Source organism: Janthinobacterium sp. GMG1, from assembly GCF_034427795.1.
Lineage (GTDB): Bacteria > Pseudomonadota > Gammaproteobacteria > Burkholderiales > Burkholderiaceae_D > Janthinobacterium.
Genome location: NZ_JAXQNT010000008.1, coordinates 220,957 through 244,105, shown reverse-complemented (window position 1 = coordinate 244,105; position 23,149 = coordinate 220,957). Strand labels below are relative to the sequence as shown.

The 23,149-nt window shown below is 62.3% G+C and carries 23 protein-coding genes; 11 read left to right on the top strand and 12 right to left on the bottom strand.

The features are described from left to right. Positions 1–2: 2 nt before the first annotated feature. The 10 genes from SJI03_RS21330 to SJI03_RS21285 all read right to left on the bottom strand — a co-directional run bounded on the left by SJI03_RS21330 (position 3) and on the right by SJI03_RS21285 (position 9,145). Positions 3–269, bottom strand: coding sequence for an acyl carrier protein (locus SJI03_RS21330; protein ID WP_416208777.1), 267 nt, complete (start codon positions 267–269; stop codon positions 3–5). 20 nt (positions 270–289) lie between these two features. Continuing rightward, the gene (locus SJI03_RS21325; RefSeq protein WP_034750401.1) at positions 290–544 is read right to left on the bottom strand and encodes a phosphopantetheine-binding protein; all 255 of its coding nucleotides are present in this window, start codon (positions 542–544) and stop codon (positions 290–292) included. After that, entirely contained in the window at positions 537–1,328 is a 792-nt protein-coding gene (locus SJI03_RS21320) for a lysophospholipid acyltransferase family protein (RefSeq protein WP_322428477.1), read from the bottom strand. Before SJI03_RS21320 ends, SJI03_RS21325 begins: the two co-directional genes overlap by 8 nt. Beyond that, complete coding sequence (locus SJI03_RS21315) at positions 1,321–2,079, bottom strand: beta-ketoacyl synthase chain length factor (RefSeq protein WP_322428476.1); 759 nt, start codon at positions 2,077–2,079, stop codon at positions 1,321–1,323. The genes SJI03_RS21320 and SJI03_RS21315 overlap by 8 nt, the downstream gene beginning before the upstream one ends. Positions 2,080–2,608: 529 nt before the next feature. Continuing rightward, positions 2,609–2,992 (bottom strand): AbrB family transcriptional regulator, encoded by a 384-nt coding sequence (locus tag SJI03_RS21310; protein ID WP_322428475.1) that lies wholly within the window; start codon positions 2,990–2,992, stop codon positions 2,609–2,611. 2 nt (positions 2,993–2,994) lie between these two features. Then, positions 2,995–4,068, bottom strand: coding sequence for an ABC transporter ATP-binding protein (locus tag SJI03_RS21305; RefSeq protein ID WP_322428474.1), 1,074 nt, complete (start codon positions 4,066–4,068; stop codon positions 2,995–2,997). Positions 4,069–4,090: 22 nt separating this feature from the next. Then, positions 4,091–5,881, bottom strand: coding sequence for an ABC transporter permease (locus SJI03_RS21300; RefSeq protein ID WP_099380400.1), 1,791 nt, complete (start codon positions 5,879–5,881; stop codon positions 4,091–4,093). A 69-nt stretch (positions 5,882–5,950) separates the two neighbouring features. Next, a complete protein-coding gene (locus SJI03_RS21295; protein ID WP_322428473.1) occupies positions 5,951–7,048 on the bottom strand; it encodes an ABC transporter substrate-binding protein in 1,098 nt (365 codons plus the stop codon). Positions 7,049–7,093: 45 nt separating this feature from the next. Continuing rightward, the gene (locus SJI03_RS21290) at positions 7,094–8,074 is read right to left on the bottom strand and encodes a Bug family tripartite tricarboxylate transporter substrate binding protein (RefSeq protein ID WP_322428472.1); all 981 of its coding nucleotides are present in this window, start codon (positions 8,072–8,074) and stop codon (positions 7,094–7,096) included. A gap of 9 nt (positions 8,075–8,083) precedes the next feature. Continuing rightward, the gene (locus SJI03_RS21285; protein WP_099380385.1) at positions 8,084–9,145 is read right to left on the bottom strand and encodes a porin; all 1,062 of its coding nucleotides are present in this window, start codon (positions 9,143–9,145) and stop codon (positions 8,084–8,086) included. A gap of 214 nt (positions 9,146–9,359) precedes the next feature. Here SJI03_RS21285 and SJI03_RS21280 point away from each other — a divergent pair, with 214 nt between their 5' ends. Genes SJI03_RS21280 through SJI03_RS21270 form a run of 3 tightly spaced genes read left to right on the top strand, consistent with a single transcriptional unit; the run spans position 9,360 to position 11,974 of the window. Continuing rightward, on the top strand, positions 9,360–10,070 hold the full coding sequence (locus tag SJI03_RS21280) for a response regulator (RefSeq protein WP_322428471.1): 711 nt from the start codon (positions 9,360–9,362) through the stop codon (positions 10,068–10,070). Next, positions 10,067–11,587, top strand: a complete 1,521-nt coding sequence (locus tag SJI03_RS21275; protein WP_322428470.1) for a sensor histidine kinase — start codon at positions 10,067–10,069, stop codon at positions 11,585–11,587. Before SJI03_RS21280 ends, SJI03_RS21275 begins: the two co-directional genes overlap by 4 nt. 21 nt (positions 11,588–11,608) lie before the next feature. Then, positions 11,609–11,974, top strand: a complete 366-nt coding sequence (locus tag SJI03_RS21270; protein ID WP_322428469.1) for a ribonuclease E inhibitor RraB — start codon at positions 11,609–11,611, stop codon at positions 11,972–11,974. Positions 11,975–12,036: 62 nt separating this feature from the next. Here the strand turns inward: SJI03_RS21270 and SJI03_RS21265 are convergent, their stop codons facing one another. After that, a complete protein-coding gene (locus tag SJI03_RS21265; RefSeq protein WP_034785478.1) occupies positions 12,037–13,359 on the bottom strand; it encodes a homoserine dehydrogenase in 1,323 nt (440 codons plus the stop codon). Positions 13,360–13,448: 89 nt separating this feature from the next. Then, entirely contained in the window at positions 13,449–14,678 is a 1,230-nt protein-coding gene (locus tag SJI03_RS21260; protein WP_099380387.1) for a pyridoxal phosphate-dependent aminotransferase, read from the bottom strand. A 423-nt stretch (positions 14,679–15,101) separates the two neighbouring features. On the opposite strand from SJI03_RS21260, the gene SJI03_RS21255 reads away from it, so the two are divergent. The 8 genes from SJI03_RS21255 to SJI03_RS21220 all read left to right on the top strand — a co-directional run bounded on the left by SJI03_RS21255 (position 15,102) and on the right by SJI03_RS21220 (position 23,009). Beyond that, on the top strand, positions 15,102–15,494 hold the full coding sequence (locus tag SJI03_RS21255) for an Mth938-like domain-containing protein (RefSeq protein WP_322428468.1): 393 nt from the start codon (positions 15,102–15,104) through the stop codon (positions 15,492–15,494). Beyond that, the gene (locus tag SJI03_RS21250) at positions 15,491–17,164 is read left to right on the top strand and encodes a glycosyltransferase family 39 protein (protein WP_322428467.1); all 1,674 of its coding nucleotides are present in this window, start codon (positions 15,491–15,493) and stop codon (positions 17,162–17,164) included. Before SJI03_RS21255 ends, SJI03_RS21250 begins: the two co-directional genes overlap by 4 nt. Positions 17,165–17,370: 206 nt before the next feature. Continuing rightward, the gene (locus tag SJI03_RS21245; protein ID WP_322428466.1) at positions 17,371–18,507 is read left to right on the top strand and encodes a DegT/DnrJ/EryC1/StrS aminotransferase family protein; all 1,137 of its coding nucleotides are present in this window, start codon (positions 17,371–17,373) and stop codon (positions 18,505–18,507) included. Positions 18,508–18,518: 11 nt separating this feature from the next. Then, positions 18,519–19,514: a glycosyltransferase gene (locus tag SJI03_RS21240; RefSeq protein WP_322428465.1), complete on the top strand. Its 996-nt coding sequence runs from the start codon at positions 18,519–18,521 to the stop codon at positions 19,512–19,514. After that, positions 19,514–20,431, top strand: a complete 918-nt coding sequence (locus tag SJI03_RS21235) for a formyltransferase (RefSeq protein WP_322428464.1) — start codon at positions 19,514–19,516, stop codon at positions 20,429–20,431. Before SJI03_RS21240 ends, SJI03_RS21235 begins: the two co-directional genes overlap by 1 nt. 21 nt (positions 20,432–20,452) lie before the next feature. Further along, positions 20,453–21,505: a bifunctional UDP-4-keto-pentose/UDP-xylose synthase gene (locus SJI03_RS21230; RefSeq protein ID WP_230517331.1), complete on the top strand. Its 1,053-nt coding sequence runs from the start codon at positions 20,453–20,455 to the stop codon at positions 21,503–21,505. Further along, positions 21,505–22,464, top strand: a complete 960-nt coding sequence (locus tag SJI03_RS21225; RefSeq protein WP_322428463.1) for a polysaccharide deacetylase family protein — start codon at positions 21,505–21,507, stop codon at positions 22,462–22,464. The genes SJI03_RS21230 and SJI03_RS21225 overlap by 1 nt, the downstream gene beginning before the upstream one ends. 74 nt (positions 22,465–22,538) lie before the next feature. Continuing rightward, the gene (locus SJI03_RS21220) at positions 22,539–23,009 is read left to right on the top strand and encodes a peroxiredoxin (RefSeq protein WP_092606418.1); all 471 of its coding nucleotides are present in this window, start codon (positions 22,539–22,541) and stop codon (positions 23,007–23,009) included. The last annotated feature ends 140 nt before the right edge of the window (positions 23,010–23,149 follow it).

Here is a 23,149-nt window from a genome sequence, read left to right as displayed (position 1 = left end):
CGTTATGCCGCCTGTTCCGACACCGACATCGCGCGCAGCGCCTCGACCACATCGTCGATCGTGCGGATGGTCTTGAACACTTCCGGCTGCAGGCGCTTGCCCGTCAGCTGCTTCAGCTTGACCGCCAGGTCGACCGCATCGATGCTGTCGATATCGAGTTCGGCGTACAGATTCGATTGCGGCGTCAGCGCCGTCGGATCGAGCTCGAACATTTCGGCCAGCAGCTGCACCACCCATGCGTACAATTCATCGCGGCTCATTGCGCTCATATCTACCATTTTGCTGCTCCTTACTTCTTTCTGTGAGTGTCAACCATGGCCGCCAGCGCCCGTACCGAGGCAAAGTGGCGGCGCGTATCGGCCGAATCGGCCGACAGGGAAATGCCGTATTTTTTTTGCAGGGCGACGCCCAGTTCCAGCGCATCGATCGAATCGAGGCCCAGGCCCTCGACAAACAGGGGCGCATCCGTATCGATATCGGCAGCGCTCACGTCTTCCAGTTGCAGCGCCTCGATGATCAGTTCCTTCACTTCTTGTTCAAGCATGTTGTTCCTGTTTCCCGCTAAAGTAATGTTGCAAATGAGTGGTCAAGGTACGCGCCGCCATCACGTCGCTGGCGCCACCGCCGGTAAACTCGCCGATCGCCAGGTCGTCCTGCACGGCGATCTCGAAATGCGCACGGCGGGCCGGCACGCGCCACCATGCTTCGCCCTTGCCCAGGGTCCTGGGCAGGCAACGTATCAGCACGGGCGTCACGTCGCGGCGGCCGCGCACGGCGATATTCGCTGCGCCCCGCTTCAGCACAACCTCGCCACTGCATGGCGTACGCGTGCCTTCCGGGAAAATGATCAGGTTATTGCCGCGCTCCAGCGATGCCAGGCAGGCGTCCACCAGTTCGGCGCCGCCCGTGTTATTGATATAGCCTGCCGCGCGCACGGGACCGCCCGTAAACGGGTTATTCCACAAATCGGACTTGACGATGCAATCGGCCTGCTTGACATACGCCATCAGGAAAATCGTGTCGATCAGGGTCGGATGATTGGCCAGGATCAGCAAGCCGCCGCGTTCCAGCTTGTCGAGACCGCGCAAGTCGTAGCGCAGCACGCCGAGAAAATGCATCAGACCGATGTACAAGCGAAAACTCCAGCGGATGATGGTGCGCGCGCAGGCAATGCGCGTCTCGCGCCGCCACATCAGCATCTGCAGCACGGGAAACACCAGCACGCGCAGCAGCAAACCACCGAGGCCGAAGGCGGCAAAACTGAGCGCGGTCGCGATGGTACGCCAGCCTATCGATAGGCCAGTGCGGACAGCCTTCAGCCTATGCATGGCGGCTCCAGCACCATGCCTGGCGGTTGGCCGCATGCTCGAACGTGCGGGCCTCGCCGAGCATGAATCGCAACACGGCCAGGCTGCCCGGCATGGCGCCGGCGGCCACCGCCACCGCGTCATCACTGCCGCGGGCGCGCCACGTCAGGCTGAAAGCGGTGCCAGGGGTAGCCTCGGCCTGCAGCAGCCAGGCAAACGCATGCGACTGCTCATGGCAGTCTTCAAAAACCTCGAATGGCGCTGGCAAGGGACACTCCGCCAGCACCAGCAATACCTGCTCCGCGCCATCGGCCAGCAAGCCGCACGCCTCGATCACCGCGGCTTCGAGGCTGGCCGCACCGGCAGCGATGGCCAGCTGATTCGCCGTATCGGCGCGAGCGATGGAAAACAGGCCTGCGCTGGCATTGTGTACGGCCATGCCGAATGCCGTTGGCGACAGGGGTTCGCCCTGGGCCAGCGCAGACAACAGTTCGACGGCGCGCGCCACCTCGCCATGGCGGGAACAAAAGACGAGCGGAATATCACGCTGTTCGCCGAGGCAGGCGTACGCCACTTCGAGCGCCATCTTGCCCAGCTGACCGGCGCGGCGGCGCAGCATCGGCGTCATCGCGCGCACGCCCGGCTCGCCAGCAGCAATCGGTGCGACGGGCAAGGTGCTTTGCGCCCACGTGCGCCATTGCTGCGGCGTTTCCAGGCCTGGCGCCCATGCGGCATGTCTGACAATTGAAAAACGGACACCGTCGGTGCGCATATGCATATCCCTGAGCTCAAAAAAAGGCGAACTCACGTCAAAACTGCGCAAAAAGCCTCGCCGGCGTTCTTTTCAAATTATAAACGAAGGAAGTAAAAATAACTAAAATAAATGGCTGTGGAGCAACTTTTTAAATGCAAATACAAAATTCATCTTTTAAAGTTTGAGCTCCCTTTAGTTACTATTTGCAACACTCACATCTATATTTTCAATGGGAGAATAAGCATTCTCCGGCAAACCGCCGGCATTCTCAGAACGGGTGTGTTTTTATCCATGATCAAAACAAGGTGCGCATACCACACACTGGAGCGTTGTTTTTAGATAACACACTCAACATGGCGCAACGGTGCGGAAAATACGGTCGCCGGGCATGGCTGGCCAGTGCACCGCCAGGATGGAATGCCCTGGAAAAACGGGCAGCCACATATTACCCACGCATGGCTTAAAGCGGGTGCGCAGCAACGACGATACAGAGCATTTGCTTTATGCCAGTTCCAGCCGGCCGATTCAACTCTGGCGGCTTTGCATATCAGCATGAAAAAACATGAAGCGCCGTGACGATGGGCGCGCCCATATGCAGGGTCTTGGCCGTCAGCGACATCTTGGCAATACCGCCGGGCGAGAAGGTCAGGATGGCCGTGCAGGGATGGATGCCAAGCCAGTGCGACAAGCCCAGCCCGAAGGCAGCGACCAGCAGCATCAAGAAGCTGCACCGCGCCGCGCCGGCCATGTAGCGAGGAGCAGTATCCAGGAAGGCGGGACCGAAGCATGTACCCAGGGCGATGACGACGAACAGAGGGTCCGTGCGCATCATCAATTCGGGCCGGCGCAACAGATGGTGGCCCGCCAATCCGGTGACCAGTGCCGCACAGGAAGGGCAATATACTGTGCGCCAGCGTGGCCACCTCGTCACCGTTAAAACACCCAGAGCTTATCGGCCGGCATGTGCAGCCAGTACTTGCCCGCTTCCAGCTTGTGGCGCGAATACGCGCGCAGGCTGATGTTCTCGGCGCCGCCGCGTTCGAACAGGCATTCCCAGCGGTCGCCCAGGTACATGCAGGTCAGCAGCGGCAGCTCGATGGCGTTGTCGACCTGCGTGGCGCTGATCTTCACTTCCTCGACGCGGATCATGGTGGTGACTTCCGTGCCCACGTTGGCGCCGCGCGCCACGCCCTGCATGGACGCGCCATCGACCAGCAGGCGCACCTGATTGCCTTCGCGCTGCACCACCTTGCCGGGCAGGCGGTTGTTACTGCCCATGAATTCGGCCGTGAACAGGGTGTCCGGCGTTTCATACATGCTTTGCGGCGTGCCCTGCTGCTCGATCTTGCCGTTATTCAGCAGCAGGATGCGGTCGGAAATGGCCATCGCCTCGCCCTGGTCATGCGTCACCATCAGGGCCGACAGGCCCAGGCGCACGATCAGTTCGCGCAGGAAGGCGCGCGCTTCCTCGCGCAGCTTGGCGTCCAGGTTCGACAGCGGTTCGTCGAGCAGGATCACGGGCGGGTTGTACACCAGCGCGCGGGCGATCGCCACGCGCTGCTGCTGGCCGCCGGACAGCTGGTGCGGATAGCGCTCGCCCAGGTGGCCCAGGCCCAGTTGCGTCAGCACTTCCTTGATGCGCGCGGCGATCTCCGTGCTGCCCATCTTGCGCAATTTGAGGCCGTAGGCGACGTTGTCGAACACGGTCTTGTGCGGCCACAGCGCGTACGACTGGAACACCAGTCCCAGGTTGCGATGCTCGGCCGGCATCTCGAAGTGTTTCGCGCCATCGTAGACATTGCGCTCGCCGATCTGGATGGTGCCCGCCTTCGGGCTTTCCAGCCCGGCCACGGCACGCAGCAAGGTGGTCTTGCCGCTGCCCGAAGGCCCCAGCAAGGCGACCACTTCACCTTTTTTCAGGTGCATCGAGACACCCTTCAGGATCTGGTTGGCGGAGGCGCCGGTGCCGTAGTCCAGGTACAGCTCATTGACAGTCAATTCATTCATGATGTGGTCTCAGTCTTTGTATTTAGTTATGCAACTTCACGCCGAAGCGCAGCGCGATGCCCAGGCCGATGGCCACCAGGGTGATATTGATGAAGGACAGCGCCGCCACCAGGTCGGTCGAGCCTCCCGCCCACAGCGACACCAGCATGGCACCGATCACTTCCGTGCCCGGCGAGAGCAGGTACACGCCCGTCGAATATTCGCGCTCGAAGATCAGGAACACCATCAGCCAGGCGCCCAGCAAACCGTATTTGATCAGCGGCAGGGTCACGTCGCGCGTCACCTGGCCGCGGTTGGCGCCGACGGCGCGCGCCGCCTCTTCCAGTTCCGGCCCCACCTGCAGCAGCGCTGTCGAAATGAGTCGCATGCCGTAGGCCATCCACACCACCGAATACGCGAGCCACAGGGCGAAGATCGTCGAGCGCACTTCGCGCAGCACGGGGATCACATGACCACTCAGCCACAGGGCCACGCCGTTGTCCATACCCTTCAATATGCCGTCGAGCCAGGCCGGCACGAACAGGAATACCCACAGGAACGACAGGCCGGCCAGGAGGCCCGGCACGGCGCGCGGCACCAGCACGCTGTAGTCGAGCAGACGCGTGATGCCGTCCTGCTTGCGGTGCATGGCCAGCGCGATGAAGCTGTAGCAGCCCACGGCCAGCGCGCCGCCGACGACGCCGATCAGGATGGTGTTGACGATGCCGCGCACCAGCGATGGCTGGTCGAAAATATCGCGGAAATGCTGCAAGGTCAATACATCGGCCAGGTGCACGCCCTCGCCCCAGTACTGCACGAAAGAGCGCAGCACGATGCCCGTCAATGGCAGGATGATGGTGAAGATCAGCCAGCCTGCCAGCAAGGCAAACGCGAGCCACTTCCAGCGGCCCAGCGGCATGGCCTTGCTGCGCGCGCCCTTGCCCTTGATCGACACGTATTTGTTGGCCGATTTCAGCAGCCAGCGCTGTATCATCACCAGCGGCATCGTCACCATCACCAGGCAGACGGCGACGGCGGCCATCAGATGGTACGACGGCGTACCGAGCTTGTTCGTCAGCTTGTACAGATAGGTCGGCAGCACCAGGTGGCCTTCCGGATCACCGAGCACCAGCACCAGGCCGAACACTTCGAAGCCGAGGAAGAACACCAGCACGCCCGCATACGCCAGCGCCGGCATGATCATCGGCAGCGACACATTGAGCATCACCTGGATCGGCGAGGCGCCAGCCACGCGGGCCGCTTCTTCCACGTCCGAGCCCAGGCTTTTCAGGGCCGACGACGCATACAGGTAGACGTGCGGCACGTGCGTCAGGCCGGCGATGATGACGATGCTGGTGAAAGAATAAATATTCCAGGGCACGAAGCCGAGCAGCTCCTTGGCCCAGATCGAATAGAAGCCCACGGGCCCCATCGACACGACGTAGCCAAAGCCCATCACCATCGGCGAGACAAAGATCGGCACCAGCAGCATGGGCGCCACCCAGCCGCGGCCCGGCAAATCCGTGCGCACCATCAGGAAGGCCAGCATGCCGCCCAGCGGCACGGCGATGACGGTCAGGCCGAAGGCCAGCATCAGGCCATTCTTGAAGGCCATCGAAAAGTCGGGATCATCGAAGATGAAACGGTAGGAATCAAAGCCGAATTCGCGCACCGGCATGAAAAAGGGCGCGTTCAAAAAGCTCTGGTAAAAAATCAGGAACAGCGGCAGGAAAATGGCGACCAGGGTGATCGCCACGACCACGCCGCGCGGCCAGTTCAGGCGCGACAAGGGAGAGCGCGACCGTGCAGGCAGCGGCAAGATAGCAGTTTGCATGATGAATCCAATGAATGAAGGGTACGGCATCCGTCCGCTGGCACGCGCCTGCGGACGGCCAGGACGGCGTTACTTCTTGCCGGCTGTCTCTTTCCATTGTTTGAGGAAAGCCATGCGCTTGGCTGGTCCCAAAAATTGCAGGATAATCGGATGCACCGGCACCGGCTTGACATTGGCCGCGCCGATTTCCTTGATCAGGTCCGCCGAGGTGGTCTCGCCCGTGACGTCGGCGCGGATGGCGAACAGCTTGGCGCCGTTCGCGATGATGGTCTGGCCGCGGTGCGACAGGATGTAATCGAGCCACAGCTTGCTGGCGTTGACGTTCTTCGCGTTCTTGTTGATGAACTGCACGCGCGACAGGATCAGGGTGTAATCCTTGGGCAGCACCACGCCGATCGACGGGTCGGTCTTGGCGCGCACCAGGGCGTAGGAGCCCAGCACGTTATAACCGATCAGGTTTTCGCCCGATGAAATGCGCTCCATCATGGTGCCCGTCGACGACTGCACGCGCACCTTGGCCGTGCCAAACGCGTTTTGCAGCGCCAGGAATTGCGGATATTCCTTCGCGTCCTGCGACATGAACATGAAGCCCACGCCCGATTTTTCGATGTCGTAGGTCGTAACCTTGTCCTTGAACTTCGGCGTGGCGATCAGCTTGACGAAGTCGTCATGGTTCTTCGGCACTTCCTTCGGGTCGAGCAAGCGCTTGTTGTAGACGATGGCGGCCGGCTCGAACGTGGTGCCGTAGGCCTGGTCGTCCCACATGGCCCAGCCGGGGATCTTGGCCGCTTCGACCGACTTGTATTTCAGGGCGTAGCCATCGGAGGCCAGGCGCATCTGCAAGTCCATCGCCGAGGACCACATCACGTCGGCCGTGTTGCCGCCGGCGGCCACTTCGGAAATGAAGCGGTTATACACTTCAGTGGAATTCATGTCGTTATATTCGACCGAGATGCCGGGATACAGGGCGCTGAAATCCTTGATCAGCGGCGCGGCGGCCTTGCTGTCGGTGGCGCTATAGATCACCACCTTGCCTTCCTTCTTGGCAGCGTCGATGATCTTCTGGTAGTCGGCCGGATAGCCTGCCGGTACCTGGGCGAAAGCGGCGCCGGCCAGGCTGGCAAACGCGGTGGCAAGGGCGGCTTGAAGCAGGGTCTTGGTTTGCATGGGGTTGTCTCCGTCTATGAATAGGTTTTTTTAATATGAGGTCGTTCAGCGCATCAGGCCAAGCTCATTCGCCTGCCTGGCATACTCGTCGACCGCCTTCCTGACATACGCGGTCAGCTTCGGCCCCGTCAGGGCGAATGGATACAGGCCAGCCTGCGCGCGCCACTCGGCGAACTGCGGCGTGGCCATGGCGCGCTCGAACGTGGCTACCCAGCGCTGGTAATCCGCATCCGGCACCTGTGGGCCCATCCACAGGCCGCGGATGATCGGCCATACCACGTCGACGCCCTGCTCGCGCGCCGTCGGCACGCCGGCCAGCACGCCGGGCAGGCGCTTCTCCGACAGCACCGCCAGCACGCGCGCGTGGTTGGCACTGGCGTTCAGGGTGGCTTCGGACGTGTCGCCCGAGACCACCTGCACATAATCGGCCTGCATCGCCGTAAACACTTCGCCGCCGCCTTCGAGCGCGACAAAACGCAGCACTTTCGGATCGATGCCGGCCTGGCGCGCCACCAGCGCCATCTTCAGCCAGTCCTGGCTGCCGATGGTGCCAGAGACGCCGATCAGCACCTTGTCCGGATGCTGCCGCAATGCCGCGATCAGGTCGCCCAGCGTCTTGTAGGGCGAATCGCTGCGCACGGCGATCATGCCGTAGTCGGCGCCCAGCGCCGCCACCCAGCGCACGTCGCCCGCCTTGGCATTGCCGAACTTGCCCTGTGCCAGATTGAGCAACGAACCGCCCGAAAAAGCCACCAGCGTGTTCGCTTCCGCACGGCGGCGCTGCGAGCCCATCGAGTGCCAGGCCACGGCGCCGATGCCGCCGGGAAGATAACTGATGCGCATGGCTGCGCCCGCAGCCGCGGCGGCCACGCCCTCCTGCGCCAGGCCTTTTTTCGCCAGCTTGCAGGTCAGATCCATGGCGCCGCCCGGTTTGGACGGCACCACGCACTCGGCCGGCGCGAACGCCTGCGCCCCCGCAACAGCGGGCAGCAGGCACAGCAGCGACAGGAACAGGGAGCGCAGCATCGTCAGGCCTTAGAAGCGGTGCTGGATGCCGGCGATCAGGCCGCGCTGCGTGTCGCCGAAACCGGCATCGTCGCGCGACAGGCTGACCAGCTGGTTGTGCTTGGCCTTGGCGTAGGCGCCGGCCACGTACAGGTCGGTGCGCTTGGACAGGGCATAGCGCACGCGCGCCACGTACATGATCGGATCGGCATTGAGGTTGGCGGCCACGTTTTTCACGTCCTGGTAGTAGATCACGCCCGTCAGGGTGATGACCGGCGTGGTCTTGTAGCTGACGCCGCCCCAGTACAGGGTGCCGCGCACGTCGGCCTTGCCGGAAGCAGCCGGATCGAGCTTGTAGTCGCGCGCCGCCGCCTGCACTTTCCACGGGCCGTCGTCATACATGGCGCCCAGGTGGTACACGGTGGTCTTGTCGCGCGCGCCGCCGGCGATGGCATTGCCGTTGACCTGCTCATACGTGGCCAGCAGGCTGACAGGACCCGTCTTGTAGGTGACGGCCGTGGACAGCTTGGCGCTGTCCGAGTTGCCCGTCGACTGTTCGCCGAAACCGTACGATGCGCCGTAGCTGAAGTCGCCCGTCTTGCCCGAATACTTGACCATGTTGTCGAAGGCCGTCGTCATGCCGTATTTGCTCGGCCCCGTCGCGTTGGCCGAAGTGGCCCACGAGTAGAACGGCGCATACGCCATCGGATCGAACGGCAGCACGAAATCGTACACGGTGGTGAACGAGCGGCCCAGCACGACGCGGCCAAACGCGCCTTCCAGGCCCACATTGGCCTGGCGCTTGAACAGCGCGCCGTCGGCCGCGCCCGTGTCGACCAGAATGCCGCCTTCCAGGTTGAAGACGGCTTTCAGACCGCCGCCCAGGTCTTCGCTGCCCAGGATGCCCCAGCGCGAGGTATTCATGCCGCCGGAGCTCACTTGCGTCATCGAGCTTTTGTTCGGACCGGCGTTGCTGGTGTTGCTGATGCCGGCGTCCAGGCGGCCGTACAGGGTGACGTTCGACTGGGCTTGGGCGCTGCCGGCGGCAGCGAGTACCGCCATGGCGGCCAGCGAGAATGCAGTTTTCTTCATGTAACGTGTCTCCCTTAGATATAGTTATTAGTGATATGCCTGATCAATTTCATGAATCAGGATCACACTATATGAGCGCGATCCTTTCAATTCGCTTTCAGACTGACAGGTGTCGTCCGCCAGCCACAAGGGGGACAAACATATTCATCGCCGCCCCTGTCGGCGCGGCGCCGGCAGGCTTACACTGCATCAATTCAAACGAATGGCGGAGACCATGCGCATATTATTAGTGGAAGACCATCTGGAGCTGTCGCACTGGCTGGCAAAGGCCCTGCGCGACGCGCACCTGACGGTGGAGACCGCCCACAACGGCGCCGATGCCGACGCCCTGCTGCACACGCAGGAATATTCACTGGTGCTGCTCGACCTGACCCTGCCCAAGATGGATGGCCTGGACGTGCTGCGCCGCCTGCGCGCGCGCGGCGGCACGCGCGGCAAGACTCCCGTCATGATACTCACGGCGCGCGGCGGCCTCGATGAAAAAGTGCAGGGCCTGAACCTGGGCGCGGACGACTACATGGCCAAGCCGTTCGAACTGGCCGAACTGGAAGCGCGCGTAAAGGCCCTGCTGCGCCGCAGCCAGGGCAACGAAGCCCTCGTGCACACCTGCGGCGCCCTCAGTTTCGACACCGTCACGCGCATGTTCAGCTATGCCGGCGCCCCCTTTCCCCTGACGCCGCGCGAACACGCCGTGCTCGAAGCGCTGATCACGCGCTCGGGGCGCGCCGTATCGAAGGAAAAGCTGTTCGACGAAGTCTTCGCGCTGGCCGACGACGCCAACCTGGATGCCATCGAACTGTATATCCACCGCGTGCGCAAGAAACTTGAGAATGGTTCGCCCGACGGCGCCGTCATCACCACCCTGCGCGGCATCGGCTACCTGCTGCAGCCGCGCAGCGCCATGGCGCCGGCAGCGCCGAAATGACCGTGCGTGCCCCACGCCTGCCCGTGTTCGAGCGCCTGCGCCGGCGCTGGGCGCAGGGGCGGCCGCTGGGCAGCCTGCGCAGCCAGCTGTTGCGCTGGCTGCTCATCCCGCTGGTGATGCTGGTGCTGCTCGATGCCGTTTTTGTGTACCGCAACGCGCTCGACGCGGCCGACATGGCCTACGACCGCTCCCTGCTGGCGTCGACGCGGGCGCTGGCCGAGCGCGTTTCCATCGTGGGCGGCAAGGTGGTGGCCGAAGTGCCCTACGTGGCACTCGACAGCTTCGAGACCGACACCCTGGGCCGCATCTACTACAAGGTGACGGGCATCAATGGCGAGCTGGTGTCGGGCTATGGCGACTTGCCGCCCGTGCCAAAAAACGTGCCCCGCTCACAGAATTATCCGGCCCTGGTGCGCTTCTACCACGCCGACTACCATGGCAAGCCGATCCGCATCGCCGCCCTGCTGCAACCCGTGTATGACGACTCGATGCGCGGCATCGCCCTGATCCAGGTGGCCGAAACGCTGGACGCGCGACGCGGCCTGTCGAACCAGATCCTGTTCGACACCCTGAGCTGGCAGGCGGCGATGATACTGGTGATGGGCGCCCTCGTGTGGTTTGCCGTGCGCCTGGTGCTGCGCCCGCTGATGCGCCTGAAAACGGAAGTCGAGACGCGCACCCTGTCCGACCTGTCCGACGTCGACCCCACGCTGGTGCACAAGGAAATGCGCCCGCTGGTGAGCGCCATGAACGGCTCCATGTCGCGCCTGCAGCAGCTGATCGCCAGCCAGCGCCGCTTCATCGCCGACGCTTCGCACCAGTTGCGCACGCCGTTGACAGTGCTGAAAACCCAGGCCGAACTGGCCATGCGCGAGTGCGACCGGCAAGGCGCCGCGCCGCAGGACATGGCCGCTCTGCGCGACATCGTGCGCTCGATCGCCGCCACCACGGATTCGACCGTGCTGCTGGCCAACCGCCTGCTGACCCTGGCGCGCATCGAGCATGGCGGCGAGAACCTGGCGATGGACACCGTACCCTTGCGCGACGTGGCGCAGCAGGTGGGACTGGAAATGGCCATGGCCGCCGTCGGCAAGCATATCGACCTGTCGCTGGAAGCGCCCGACGAAGCGCCCGTGCATGGCCAGGCCCTGCTGCTGCATGAACTGGTCGCCAACCTGGTCGACAACGCCCTGCGCTACACGCCGCAGGGCGGCAGCGTGATCCTGCGCGTGCGCGCCGCGCAGGCAGAGAACGGACACGGCGCCGTGCTGGAGGTGGAAGACAGCGGCAAGGGCATCCCGCCGGCCGAGCGCGAACGCGTGTTCACGCCGTTCTACCGGGTCGGCACGGCGCTCGAGAGCAACCCTGGCGGCGCCGGCCTGGGCCTGGCCATCGTGCGCGACATCGCCGCCCTGCACGGCGCCCGCCTGGAACTGACGACAGCGGCGAATCGACATGGACTGAAAGTCGGCGTGTATTTCGCCCCGACGCCAGTCGATGCTAAGATCGCGTCCTGAGATTTTAAGGAAGGCAGCGCCATGATGACCAAAGAAGATGTGACCGAACTGTTTGCCAATATCGCCGAGAACGCGCCGTGGGATCTGTCCCAGCCGCTGCTGTGGGGCTATTACTTCACCAACCCGGCGTCCGAGCCGCTGGAGCAAGCCGCCACCCTGCTGGCGCTGCAGGGCTACCGCCCGGTGGAACTGTACCAGCCCGAACTCGACGACCCTGCCGCACCGCCCGTGTGGGTACTGCACGTGGAAAAGGCCGAAGTGCATGGCGTCGACAGCCTCCACGCGCGCAATGGCGAACTGATGGCGTTTGCGCAGGACAACCAGCTGGCCAGCTATGACGGCATGGATGTGGGTCCGGTCGGCGCGCCCGACGTGCCGCAACTGTAAGACAGTCATCGTATGAAAAAACGGCGCCCGCGGGCGCCGTTTTGCATGCAACCTTGTGAAAATCAGCTCAAGTTTTCCAGGCGGATCTTGGTGACCGTGCCCACCACGCTATTGAGGGCTTCCATCTTCTCGATGGCGGCCGTGACATTCTTTTCCTGCGTCTGGTGCGTCAGCATGATGATGTCCGTGTGCGTCTCGCCCTCGGCCGGCTCTTTTTGCAGCATGGCGTCGATCGAGATGCCGCGTTCGGCCAGGATGCGCGTCAGGTCGGCCAGCACGCCCGGCTGGTCGGCCACGTGCATGCGCAGGTAGTAGCTGGTGGTGATTTCCGACATCGGCAAGATGGCGATGTCGGTCATCGCGTTCGGCTGGAACGCCAGGTGCGGCACGCGGTGTTCCGGGTCGGCCGTGGCCAGGCGCGTGATGTCGACCAGGTCGGCGATCACCGACGAGGCGGTCGGCTCGGCGCCCGCGCCGCGGCCCGAGTACAGGCTGGCGCCGACGGCGTCGCCATGCACCAGCACCGCGTTCATGGCACCTTCCACGTTGGCGATCAGGCGCTTGGCCGGGATCAGGGTCGGATGCACGCGCAGCTCGATGCCTTCCACGCCGTTGACGGTGGCGCGCTTGGTGATGCCCAGCAGCTTGATGCGGTAGCCCAGTTGCTCGGCGTAGCGGATATCGACGGCATTGAGGTTGCTGATGCCTTCCACGTAGGCCTTGTCGAACTGCACCGGGATGCCGAAGGCGATGGCCGACATGATGGTGGCCTTGTGCGCGGCGTCGACGCCCTCGATGTCGAAGGTGGGGTCGGCTTCCGCGTAACCGAGTTCCTGCGCCTGTTTCAGCACGGTGGCGAAATCGAGGCCCTTGTCGCGCATCTCGGACAGGATGAAATTGGTGGTGCCGTTGATGATGCCGGCGATCCATTCGATGCGGTTGGCCGTCAAGCCTTCGCGCAGCGCCTTGATGATGGGGATGCCGCCGGCGACAGCCGCCTCGAAGGCCACCATCACGCCCTTGTCCTGGGCGGCGGCGAAGATTTCGTTGCCGTGCACGGCCAGCAGGGCCTTGTTGGCCGTGACCACGTGCTTGCCGTTGGCAATGGCCTGCATCACCAGGGTTTTCGACAGGTCGTAGCCGCCGATCAGTTCGACGACGATGTCGATCTCGGGATCGTTGACGATCAGCATCGGGTCATTGACGACCTTGCAGCCGCCGGCGACGAGCGCTTCGGCGCGCGCCACGTCGCGCACGGCGACGGCGACGACTTCAATGCCGCGGCCCGCGCGGCGCTTGATTTCTTCCTGGTTGCGTTTCAGGACGCTGAACGTGCCGTAACCGACATTGCCCAGGCCCAGCAGGCCGATCTTGATGGATTTCATAATTGTGCTTGACTGCTCATAAGTGGCGCCCCCTTGGGCGGCGCCAGGTTGATCGGTATGGTTGATCGAGATTGCTGCTGCTGGCTGGTTCAGCCCCGGCCGTGACGCTTGCGGTAACCTTCGAGGAAGCGCGCAATGCGCCCCATGGCCTCGGTCAGGTCATCGGAGTTGGGCAGGAAGACGACGCGGAAATGGTCGGGCGCGATCCAGTTGAAGCCCGTGCCCTGCACGATCAGGACCTTCGCTTCGGCCAGTAATTCATAGGCAAACTGCTGGTCGTCGGCGATCGGGTAGATCTCCGGGTCCAGGCGCGGGAACATGTACAGCGCGGCCTTCGGCTTGACACAGGTGACGCCCGGAATATCGGTCAGCAGCTTGTGCGCCAGGTCGCGCTGTTTCAACAGGCGCCCGCCGGGCCCCACCAGGTCTTGTATGCTCTGGTAGCCGCCAAGCGCCGTCTGGATGGCAAACTGCCCCGGCGCGTTGGCGCATAGCCGCATCGAGGCCAACATGTTGAGGCCTTCAATGTAATCTTTTGCGTGACGCTTTTCACCCGAAACCACCATCCAGCCGGAACGGTAGCCGCAGGAGCGGTAATTCTTCGACAGGCCGTTCATTGTGATGAACAGCACGTCGTCGGCCAGCGAGGCGATCGACACGTGCTCGGCTTCGTCGTACAGGACCTTGTCGTAGATCTCGTCGGCGAAAATGATCAATTGGTGCTGGCGCGCCAGTTCGACGATCTGCAGCAGCACTTCCACCGGGTACAGCGCGCCGGTGGGATTGTTCGGGTTGATGACGACGATAGCCTTGGTCTGCGGCGTGATCTTGCGGCGCATGTCCTCGATGTCGGGATACCACTCGTTCTGCTCGTCACACACATAGTGCACGGGATTGCCGCCCGACAGGCTGACGGCGGCCGTCCACAACGGGTAGTCGGGTGCCGGCACCAGCACTTCGTCGCCACTGTTGAGCAGGGCGTTCATCGACATGACGATCAGCTCGGAAGCGCCATTGCCCAGGTAGATGTCATCGATGGTCACGCCGGCGATATTCTTGCCCTGCGTGTAGTGCATGACGGCCTTGCGCGGCGCGAACATGCCTTTCGAATCCGTATAGCCGGCCGCGTTCTGCAGATTGAGCATCATGTCGCGCACGATCTCGTCCGGCGGATCGAAGCCGAAGACGGCCAGGTTGCCGATATTGAGCTTCGTGATCTTGTGGCCTTCTTCTTCCATTTGCCTGGATTTTTCCAGGACCGGGCCGCGGATGTCATAGCAGACGTCCGCCAATTTATTCGATTTCTGAATCGGTCGCAAAATAAATCCCTGTCGTGATGCGGCGCGGAGACCTAAGCTTGCAGCATGATAGCCGCGCCAGAACTATGAACCCGTGAAACTGCGATGCGAAAGACTGCAAGGCGAAAACAACCATTCTCGCCGAAAACAGGCCATTTTATCAAATTAAACATGGCCAACCCCAGCATTTGACGCCGATTCTGCCACGCCGGCGCCTCCCGACGGCAATCGGGTGGGTGCCATCTTCATCTTCCCTTAATCTTGCAGCACTACCATGGCGCAAGCAGGCATCGCCACTGTGGCGCCGAACATTGCAATTTGGAAAGGATGTTGCTTTTCAGTCGCTCTTTTCTGTCATTTATGGCATGCTTACGCCCTTGGCCGCGGCACGCAGTTTGGCCGCGCGCGCACCGATCAACCGACACGACCAGCCCCGATATCGCCATGAAACTCCATGCCAGCAGCACCCAACAATACCAGACTGTCACCGGCTATGACGAAAACGGCGTCGAGATCAATGCCCAGCCCTACAGCTACAGCCTGATCGTCATGCCGGAAATGCCGCCACGGGCATGGGAGGTGGACAGTTTCGAGCAATTGAACGAGGCGCATTTCGCGCAAATCCTGGCCGACGCGCCCGACGTGGTCATCCTCGGCACGGGCGAGCGCCAGCGCTTCGTGCATCCGAAGCTGACGGCCGCGCTGACCATGCGCCGCATCGGCGTCGAATGCATGGATAGCCAGGCTGCCTGCCGCACCTACAATATCCTCATGGGCGAAGGCCGCAAAGTCACCCTGGCACTGATCCTGGCCCCGGCCGCAGGCAAGGCCGCATGAAAATCAATGTCAACGAGCTGCACTCGTCGCGGGTGCTGATGTGGTCCCTGCTGGGCATCTTCATCGTTGTCACCCTGTATGCGCTGGGCGTGCGCACGCTGGTGCCGCCCGACGAGGGCCGCTACGCCGAGATGGCGCGCGAAATGTTCGTCACGGGCGACTGGATCACCACGCGCCTGAACGGCATCAAGTACTTTGAAAAGCCGCCGCTGCAAACCTGGATGAATGCGCTGACCTTCGCCGCCTTCGGCCTGGGCGAATGGCAGGCGCGCCTGTGGACTGGCCTGTGCGGCATCATCGGCGTGTGCATGACGGCCTACGCGGGCAAGAAAGTGTTCGGCCCGCGCGTCGGCCTGTATGCGGCCCTGGTGCTGGCGTCGAGCCTGTTCTGGCTCGCTTCCGGCCAGATCAATTCGCTGGACATGGGCCTGTCGGGCATGATGACCCTCACCCTGGGCAGCCTGCTGATCGCCCAGCGCGATGACGCCACGGCGAACGAGCGACGCAACTGGATGCTGGCCTGCTGGGCCGCCATGGCGCTGGCCGTGCTGGCCAAGGGCCTGATCGGCATCGTGCTGCCGGGCGCCGTGCTGGTGCTGTATTCGCTGTGCGCGCGCGACTGGCGCATCTGGACGCGTTTGCACCTGGTCAAGGGCTTGCTGGTGTTCTTTGCCATCGCCACGCCATGGTTCGTGCTGGTCGCCCTGCGCAATCCGGAGCAGCCGCATTTCTTCTTCATCCACGAACATTTCCAGCGCTTCCTGATGAAGGGCCACAAGCGCGAAGGCGCCTGGTATTACTTCCTCGTGCTGCTCATCCCCGGCATCCTGCCATGGATAGGCGTGCTGCCGCAAAGCCTGGCCGCCGCCTTCCAGCGCCAGGAAGGCGCGTTCCAGCCCCGCTTGATGCTGCTGGTCTGGGCCGTCTTCATTTTCTTCTTCTTCAGCTATTCGACGTCGAAGCTGCCCGGCTATATCGTGCCCGTCTTCCCGGCCCTGGCCCTGCTGGTGGCGCTGTACCTGGAATCGGCTTCGCGCCGCCAGCGCCTGTTCGCCGCCGGCCTGCTGTGCGTGCTGGGCGCGGCCATCCTGATCGGCGGACCGATCGCCTTCAGCAAGGCCAGCGCACGCGACGCGGAAGCCCTGGTCGCGCTCAAGGGCTACCAGCCATGGCTGATGGCGGCCGGCTTCTTCGCCCTGGCCGGCGGCGCCCTGGCCTTGCTGCATGCGCGCCAGCTGCGCCGCGACATGACGGTGCTGACCATCGCCGGCGCCGGCTTCCTGGCCACGCACTGCATCCTGGCCGGCTCCGAGCTGTATGGCCAGAACCGCGCTGGCACGGACATGCTGCCGCAGATCCAGGCCGAACTGACGGCCGATACCAAGCTCTATTCGGTCGGCATCTATGAACAGTCGCTGACGTATTATCTGCAGCGGCCCGTGATCCTCGTCGATTACTGGGATGAGTTTACGTTTGGCCTGAAACAGCAGCCCGAACTGTCCATCCCCAGCATCGAGACTTTCATCACGCAGTGGACGAACGATGCCAATGCCGGCGTGCGCGACATGGCGATTATCAGCCTGAACCGTTACAAGGAATTGCAAGCGCGTGGCGTGCCGATGCGTGTGATTACCGAAGATGCGCGCCGCATGGTCATTGCCAACAAATAAATGTTTAAAGGGGCGCGAGGCAGCACGGATCGCGCCCCCGGCCAGTTTGCGCCGCCCCCGCATCAGCAGGATTTTTCACCGCTGAAGGGGCTGCGCCGCCATACTGACGATATAAAATAGCCATGCCTGCCGGCCCCTGTTGACGGCACTGGCAGCCTCGGCGATGCCGATACCCTGACACAATACAGATCCAAGAACTGCGCCCCATGACCTCTACCCTGCCCTTTTTGCCCTTTTCCAAACCCACCATCGACGAAGCGACCATCGCCGCCGTCGGCGACGTGCTGCGCTCGGGCTGGATCACCAGCGGCCCGAAAGTGCAGGCCTTCGAAGCCCAGCTGTCCGAGTATTTTGGCGGGCGTCCCGTGCGCACCTTCAATTCGGGCACGTGCACCATGGAAATCGCGCTGCGCATCGCCGGCATCGGCCCCGGCGACGAAGTCATCACCACGCCCGTGTCGTGGGTAGCGACGGCCAACGTCATCATCGAAGTGGGCGCCACGCCTGTTTTCGCCGATATCGACCCCGTCACCCGGAATATCGACCTCGACAAGCTGGAAGCGGCCATCACCCCGCGCACGAAAGCCATCATCCCCGTCTACCTGTCCGGCCTGCCCGTCGACATGGACCGCCTGTACGCGATCGCTGACAAGTACAATTTGCGGGTCGTGGAAGACGCGGCGCAAGCGTTCGGTTCCACCTGGAAAGGCAAGCGCATCGGCGCGTTTGGCGACTTCGTCTCGTTCAGTTTCCAGGCCAACAAGAACATCACCACGGGCGAAGGCGGCTGCCTCGTCCTGAACAACCTGGAAGAAGCGAAGCTGGCCGAGAAATACCGGCTGCAGGGCGTCACGCGCAGCGGCGTCGACGGCATCGACGTCGATGTGCTGGGCGGCAAGTACAACATGAGCGACATCATGGCCGCCATCGGCCTGGGCCAGTTCGCCAATATCGATGCGATCACGACCCACCGCCGCGCGCTGGCACGCCACTATTTCGCGCAATTCGGCAGCGATTTCGAAGCGCAGAGCGGCGCCCAGTTGCCGGTGCAGGATTTTGAAAACAGCAACTGGCATTTGTTCCAGATCATCCTGCCCGACAATGGCCCCGGCACGCGCGCCGCCTTCATGCAGCAAATGGCGCAGCAAAACGTGGGAACGGGCTATCATTACGCACCGATCCACCTGTTTACCATGTACCGCGAACGCGGCTTTACCGAGGGCATGTTCCCCGTCTCGGAAAAGATCGGCCGCCTGACCGTGACCTTGCCGATGTTCTACGCCATGACGACACAGGACGTGGAACGCGCCGTCGCCACGGTCAAATCCATTCTCATCAAATGAGCAGCGCGCCGATGAAACCTGAACTGTCCATTATCATTCCGATCTACAACGAACAGGATGGCCTGGCCAGCCTGTTCGCCCGCCTGTATCCGGCCCTCGACGCCCTGCAGACAAGCTACGAGATCATCTTCATCAACGACGGCAGCCGCGACAATTCGGTAGCCATCCTGGCGGAACAGTTCCGCCAGCGCCCCGACGTCACGCGCGTGGTCTTGTTCAACGGCAATTATGGCCAGCACATGGCCATCCTGGCCGGTTTTGAAGCATCGCGCGGGCAGATCATGGTCACGCTCGACGCCGACCTGCAGAATCCACCCGAAGAAATCGGCAACCTGGTGGCGAAGATGCGCGAAGGCTACGATTACGTGGGCTCGATCCGGCGCAAGCGGCAAGATTCCGCCTGGCGCACACTGGCATCGAAGATGATGAACCGCTTGCGCGAACGCATCACCAACATCAAGATCACGGACCAGGGCAACATGCTACGCGCGTATGGCCGCAATGTGATCGACCTGGTCAACCAGTGCGCCGAAGTCAACACCTTCGTGCCCGCCCTGGCCTACACGTTTGCCCGCAAGCCCACGGAAATTACCGTCGAGCACGAGGAACGCTCGGCCGGCGAATCGAAATATTCGCTGTACAGCCTGATCCGCCTCAATTTCGACCTGGTCACGGGCTTTTCGCTGATTCCCCTGCAAATCTTTTCCATGCTGGGCATGCTGCTGTCCTTCAGTTCGGCCGTACTGGTGATCTATTTGCTGGCGCGCCGCTTCCTGTTCGGCGCCGAGGCGCAGGGCGTGTTCACCCTGTTCGCCATCGCCTTCTTCCTGATGGGCGTGATCCTGTTCGGCATCGGTCTGGTGGGCGAATACGTGGGACGCATCTTCCAGCAAGTTCGTGCCCGCCCCCGCTACGTGGTGCAAACCATCTTGCAGGACGGCATGATCCAGGCGGAAGCCGAGGCGCCATCGTGCGTGCGCCTGGAAAAGCGCCAGGTGGGCCGCTGATGGGCGCGCCACGCGCCGTCGTCTTCGGCTACCACAATGTCGGCGTACGCTGCATCAAGGTGCTGCTGGCCGGTGGCGTCGACATCGCCCTGGTCGTCACGCACGAAGACAGCCCCACGGAAAACCTGTGGTTCGAATCCGTCGCCAGCCTGTGCCAGGCCGAAGGCATCCCGTACATCACGCCTTCGGACGCGCGCGCGCCCGAACTGCTGGCGCAGGTGCAGGCGGCAACGCCGGACATGCTGTTCAGCTTTTACTACCGCCACATGTTGCCGGCTAGCATCTTGGAAGTCGCGCCCGCCTACAATATGCACGGCTCGCTGCTGCCGCAGTTCCGCGGTCGCGCACCCGTCAACTGGGCCGTGCTGCATGGCGCCCCGCAAACGGGCGCGACCCTGCATGAAATGACGGTCAAGCCCGATGCCGGCGCCATCGTCGCGCAATCGGCCGTGCCCATCCTGCCCGACGATACGGCCTTCGAAGTCTTCGGCAAGGTCACCGTGGCGGCGGAACAAACCTTGTGGAACGTGCTGCCGGCCTTGCTGGACGGCACGGCGCCGCGACAGCTCAACGATTTGCGCCAGGGCGGCTACTTTGGCGGCCGCAAGCCCGAAGACGGCCGCATCGACTGGAAGTTACCGGCGCAGCAGGTATACAACCTGCACAGGGCCGTCGCGCCCCCCTATCCCGGCGCCTTCACCGAAGTCAACGATGTCATTTACACCATCGAAAAAGCCCGTTTGAGCAAGCATTCCGCAGGAAGTTTGCCACCGGGCTTGGCGGTAGTGGATAATTGCATCTTTGGCGTCTGCGGAGACGGCCGCATGCTGGCCATTTCCGCGCTGAGGGCTGCCGGGGAGCCGATTTCGGCTCAGCAATTGCAAGCAAGTCTGACCACCCGCGTCAGCACACACTGATATCACTCAAGAGAATCTCACATGAAAAAAGTCCTCATCTTAGGCGTCAACGGCTTCATCGGCCACCACCTGTCCAAGCGCATCCTGGAAACCACCGACTGGCATGTCTACGGCATGGACATGAACACGGACCGCATCACGGAATTGCTGGAAGATGACAACTACAAGTCGCGCATGCACTTCTTCGAAGGCGACATCACGATCAACAAGGAATGGGTCGAGTACCACGTCAAGAAATGCGACGTGATCCTGCCCCTGGTCGCCATCGCCACGCCATCGACCTACGTCAAGCAGCCGCTGCGCGTGTTCGAACTGGACTTCGAAGCCAACCTGCCCATCGTCCGCTCGGCCGCCAAGTACGGCAAGCACCTGGTCTTCCCGTCGACCTCGGAAGTGTATGGCATGTGCCATGACGAGGAATTCGACCCGGAAAACTCGGAACTGATCTGCGGCCCGATCAACAAGCCGCGCTGGATCTATTCGAACGCCAAGCAGCTGATGGACCGCGTGATCTGGGGCTACGGCATGGAAGGCTTGAACTTCACCCTGTTCCGTCCGTTCAACTGGATCGGCGCCGGCCTCGATTCGATCCACACGCCGAAAGAAGGTTCCTCGCGCGTGGTGACGCAATTCTTTGGCCACATCGTGCGCGGCGAGAACATCTCGCTGGTCGACGGCGGCGCGCAGAAACGCGCGTTCACCTACATCGACGACGGCATCGATGCACTGATGCGTATCATCGCCAACAAGAACGGCATCGCCAGCGGCAAGATCTACAACATTGGCAATCCGACCAATAACTATTCGATCCGCGACCTGGCCGGCATGATGCTGACCCTGGCCGCCGAATACCCGGAATATGCCGAAGGCGCGAAACACGTGAAAATCGTGGAAACGACGTCGGGCGCCTACTATGGCGCCGGCTACCAGGACGTGCAAAACCGCGTGCCGAAAATCACGAATACCTGCGAAGAGCTGGGCTGGGCGCCGACCACCACCATGGCCGATTCCCTGCGCAATATTTTCGACGCCTACCGCAGCCAGGTAGCCCAAGCCAAAGCACTGATGGATTAATGTTGAGCAAGCCGTTCCTGACCCTGAAAATCGACGTCGATACCTATCGCGGCACCCGTGAAGGCATGGGCAATCTGGTGCGCATGCTGGCCGCGCACCGGGCCAAGGCCACTTTTCTGTTCTCGCTGGGCCCCGACCACACGGGCTGGGCCCTGCGGCGCGCCTTGAAGCCCGGCTTTTTCAGCAAGGTGTCGCGCACCTCGGTGGTCGAGCACTACGGCTTGAAAACATTGATGTACGGCACTTTGCTGCCAGGACCCGATATCGGCAAGCAATGCGCGGCGCAATTGCGCGCCGTGCGCGATGCCGGTTTCGAGTGCGGCATCCACACCTGGGATCACACCCTGTGGCAAGACAACGTGGCCAAGCGCAACGCCGCCTGGACCATCAACATGATGCGCAAGGCCGCCAACCGCTACGAGCAAGTGTTTGGCACCAAGCCCCACACGCACGGCGCGGCCGGCTGGCAAATGAATGTCAGCGCCTTTGTCGAACACGACACGGCCGGCTACCGCTTTGCCTCCGATGGCCGCGCCATGCTCGACGCGCGCGGCGCCATGGTCCATCCTAGCAATGGCCCGCACCGCGTGCGCAATGGCAACACCATCCTGCAATGCGTGCAACTGCCCACCACCCTGCCCACCCTGGATGAATTGCTGGGCTGCGAAATCGACGGCAAACTGATCACGACCGGCAATGTTGCCGCGCATATATTGTCGCTGACGGCGGATAATCCCCGCGATCACGTGTATACCTTGCATGCGGAACTTGAAGGACAGAAACTCGCCCCCATTTTCGAACAATTGCTGGCTGGTTGGAAAGCCCAGGGCTACCAGTTTGCAGCGATGGGCGATTATTATGAAAAGATAAAAAATACGGACTTGCCCGTTTGTCCCGTCACCTGGGATGAGTTGCCAGGCCGTTCGGGACGCCTGATTGTGCAGGGCAAAGCGGCCTGAATGCTGTATTGTTGCACCTGGATGCGTTGCCAGATTAAAAACAGCGCTGATGATCACCGTTCAGGAGAGAACCTGTGGCTGATAGCCAATCCCTCGTAAGCATACCCGACTTTAGCGCCGCTATGACCAGCGGCAAGACCTTTCAGTTGCTGGGCCGTCCGGCCAAGGCCACCGTGCTGTTTTTCTATCCGAAGGACAACACCCCTGGCTGCACCACGGAAAACATCGCCTTCCGCGATGCGTATTCGCAATTCGTCGCCGCCGGCGTGGAAATCTACGGCATCAGCCGCGATTCCCTGCGCTCGCACGAAAGTTTCAAAACCAAGCTGGAGCTGCCATTCGAGCTCATTTCCGACCCGGACGAAGCCGTTTGCCTGCTGTTTAACGTCATGAAGATGAAACAGATGTACGGCAAGACGGTCCGTGGCGTCGAGCGCAGTACGTTTGTGATTGACGCCCAGGGCCGATTGGTGAAAGAATGGAGAGGCGTGAAGGTCGCAACTCACGTGGAAGAAGTGCTGGAATTCGTAGCGCATCTGAATTGATCGTCCATTTTGATCCAATGCGCGTTGTCGGCTTCCAGCGAGCCTGGTTCAACCGCAGTTCAGTTCACGGTACCTATCGCCATTTTGAGTCAACGAAGCGCCTCCACCCACTCCGCCAGGCGGGCCTGCAGCCCGCCGAT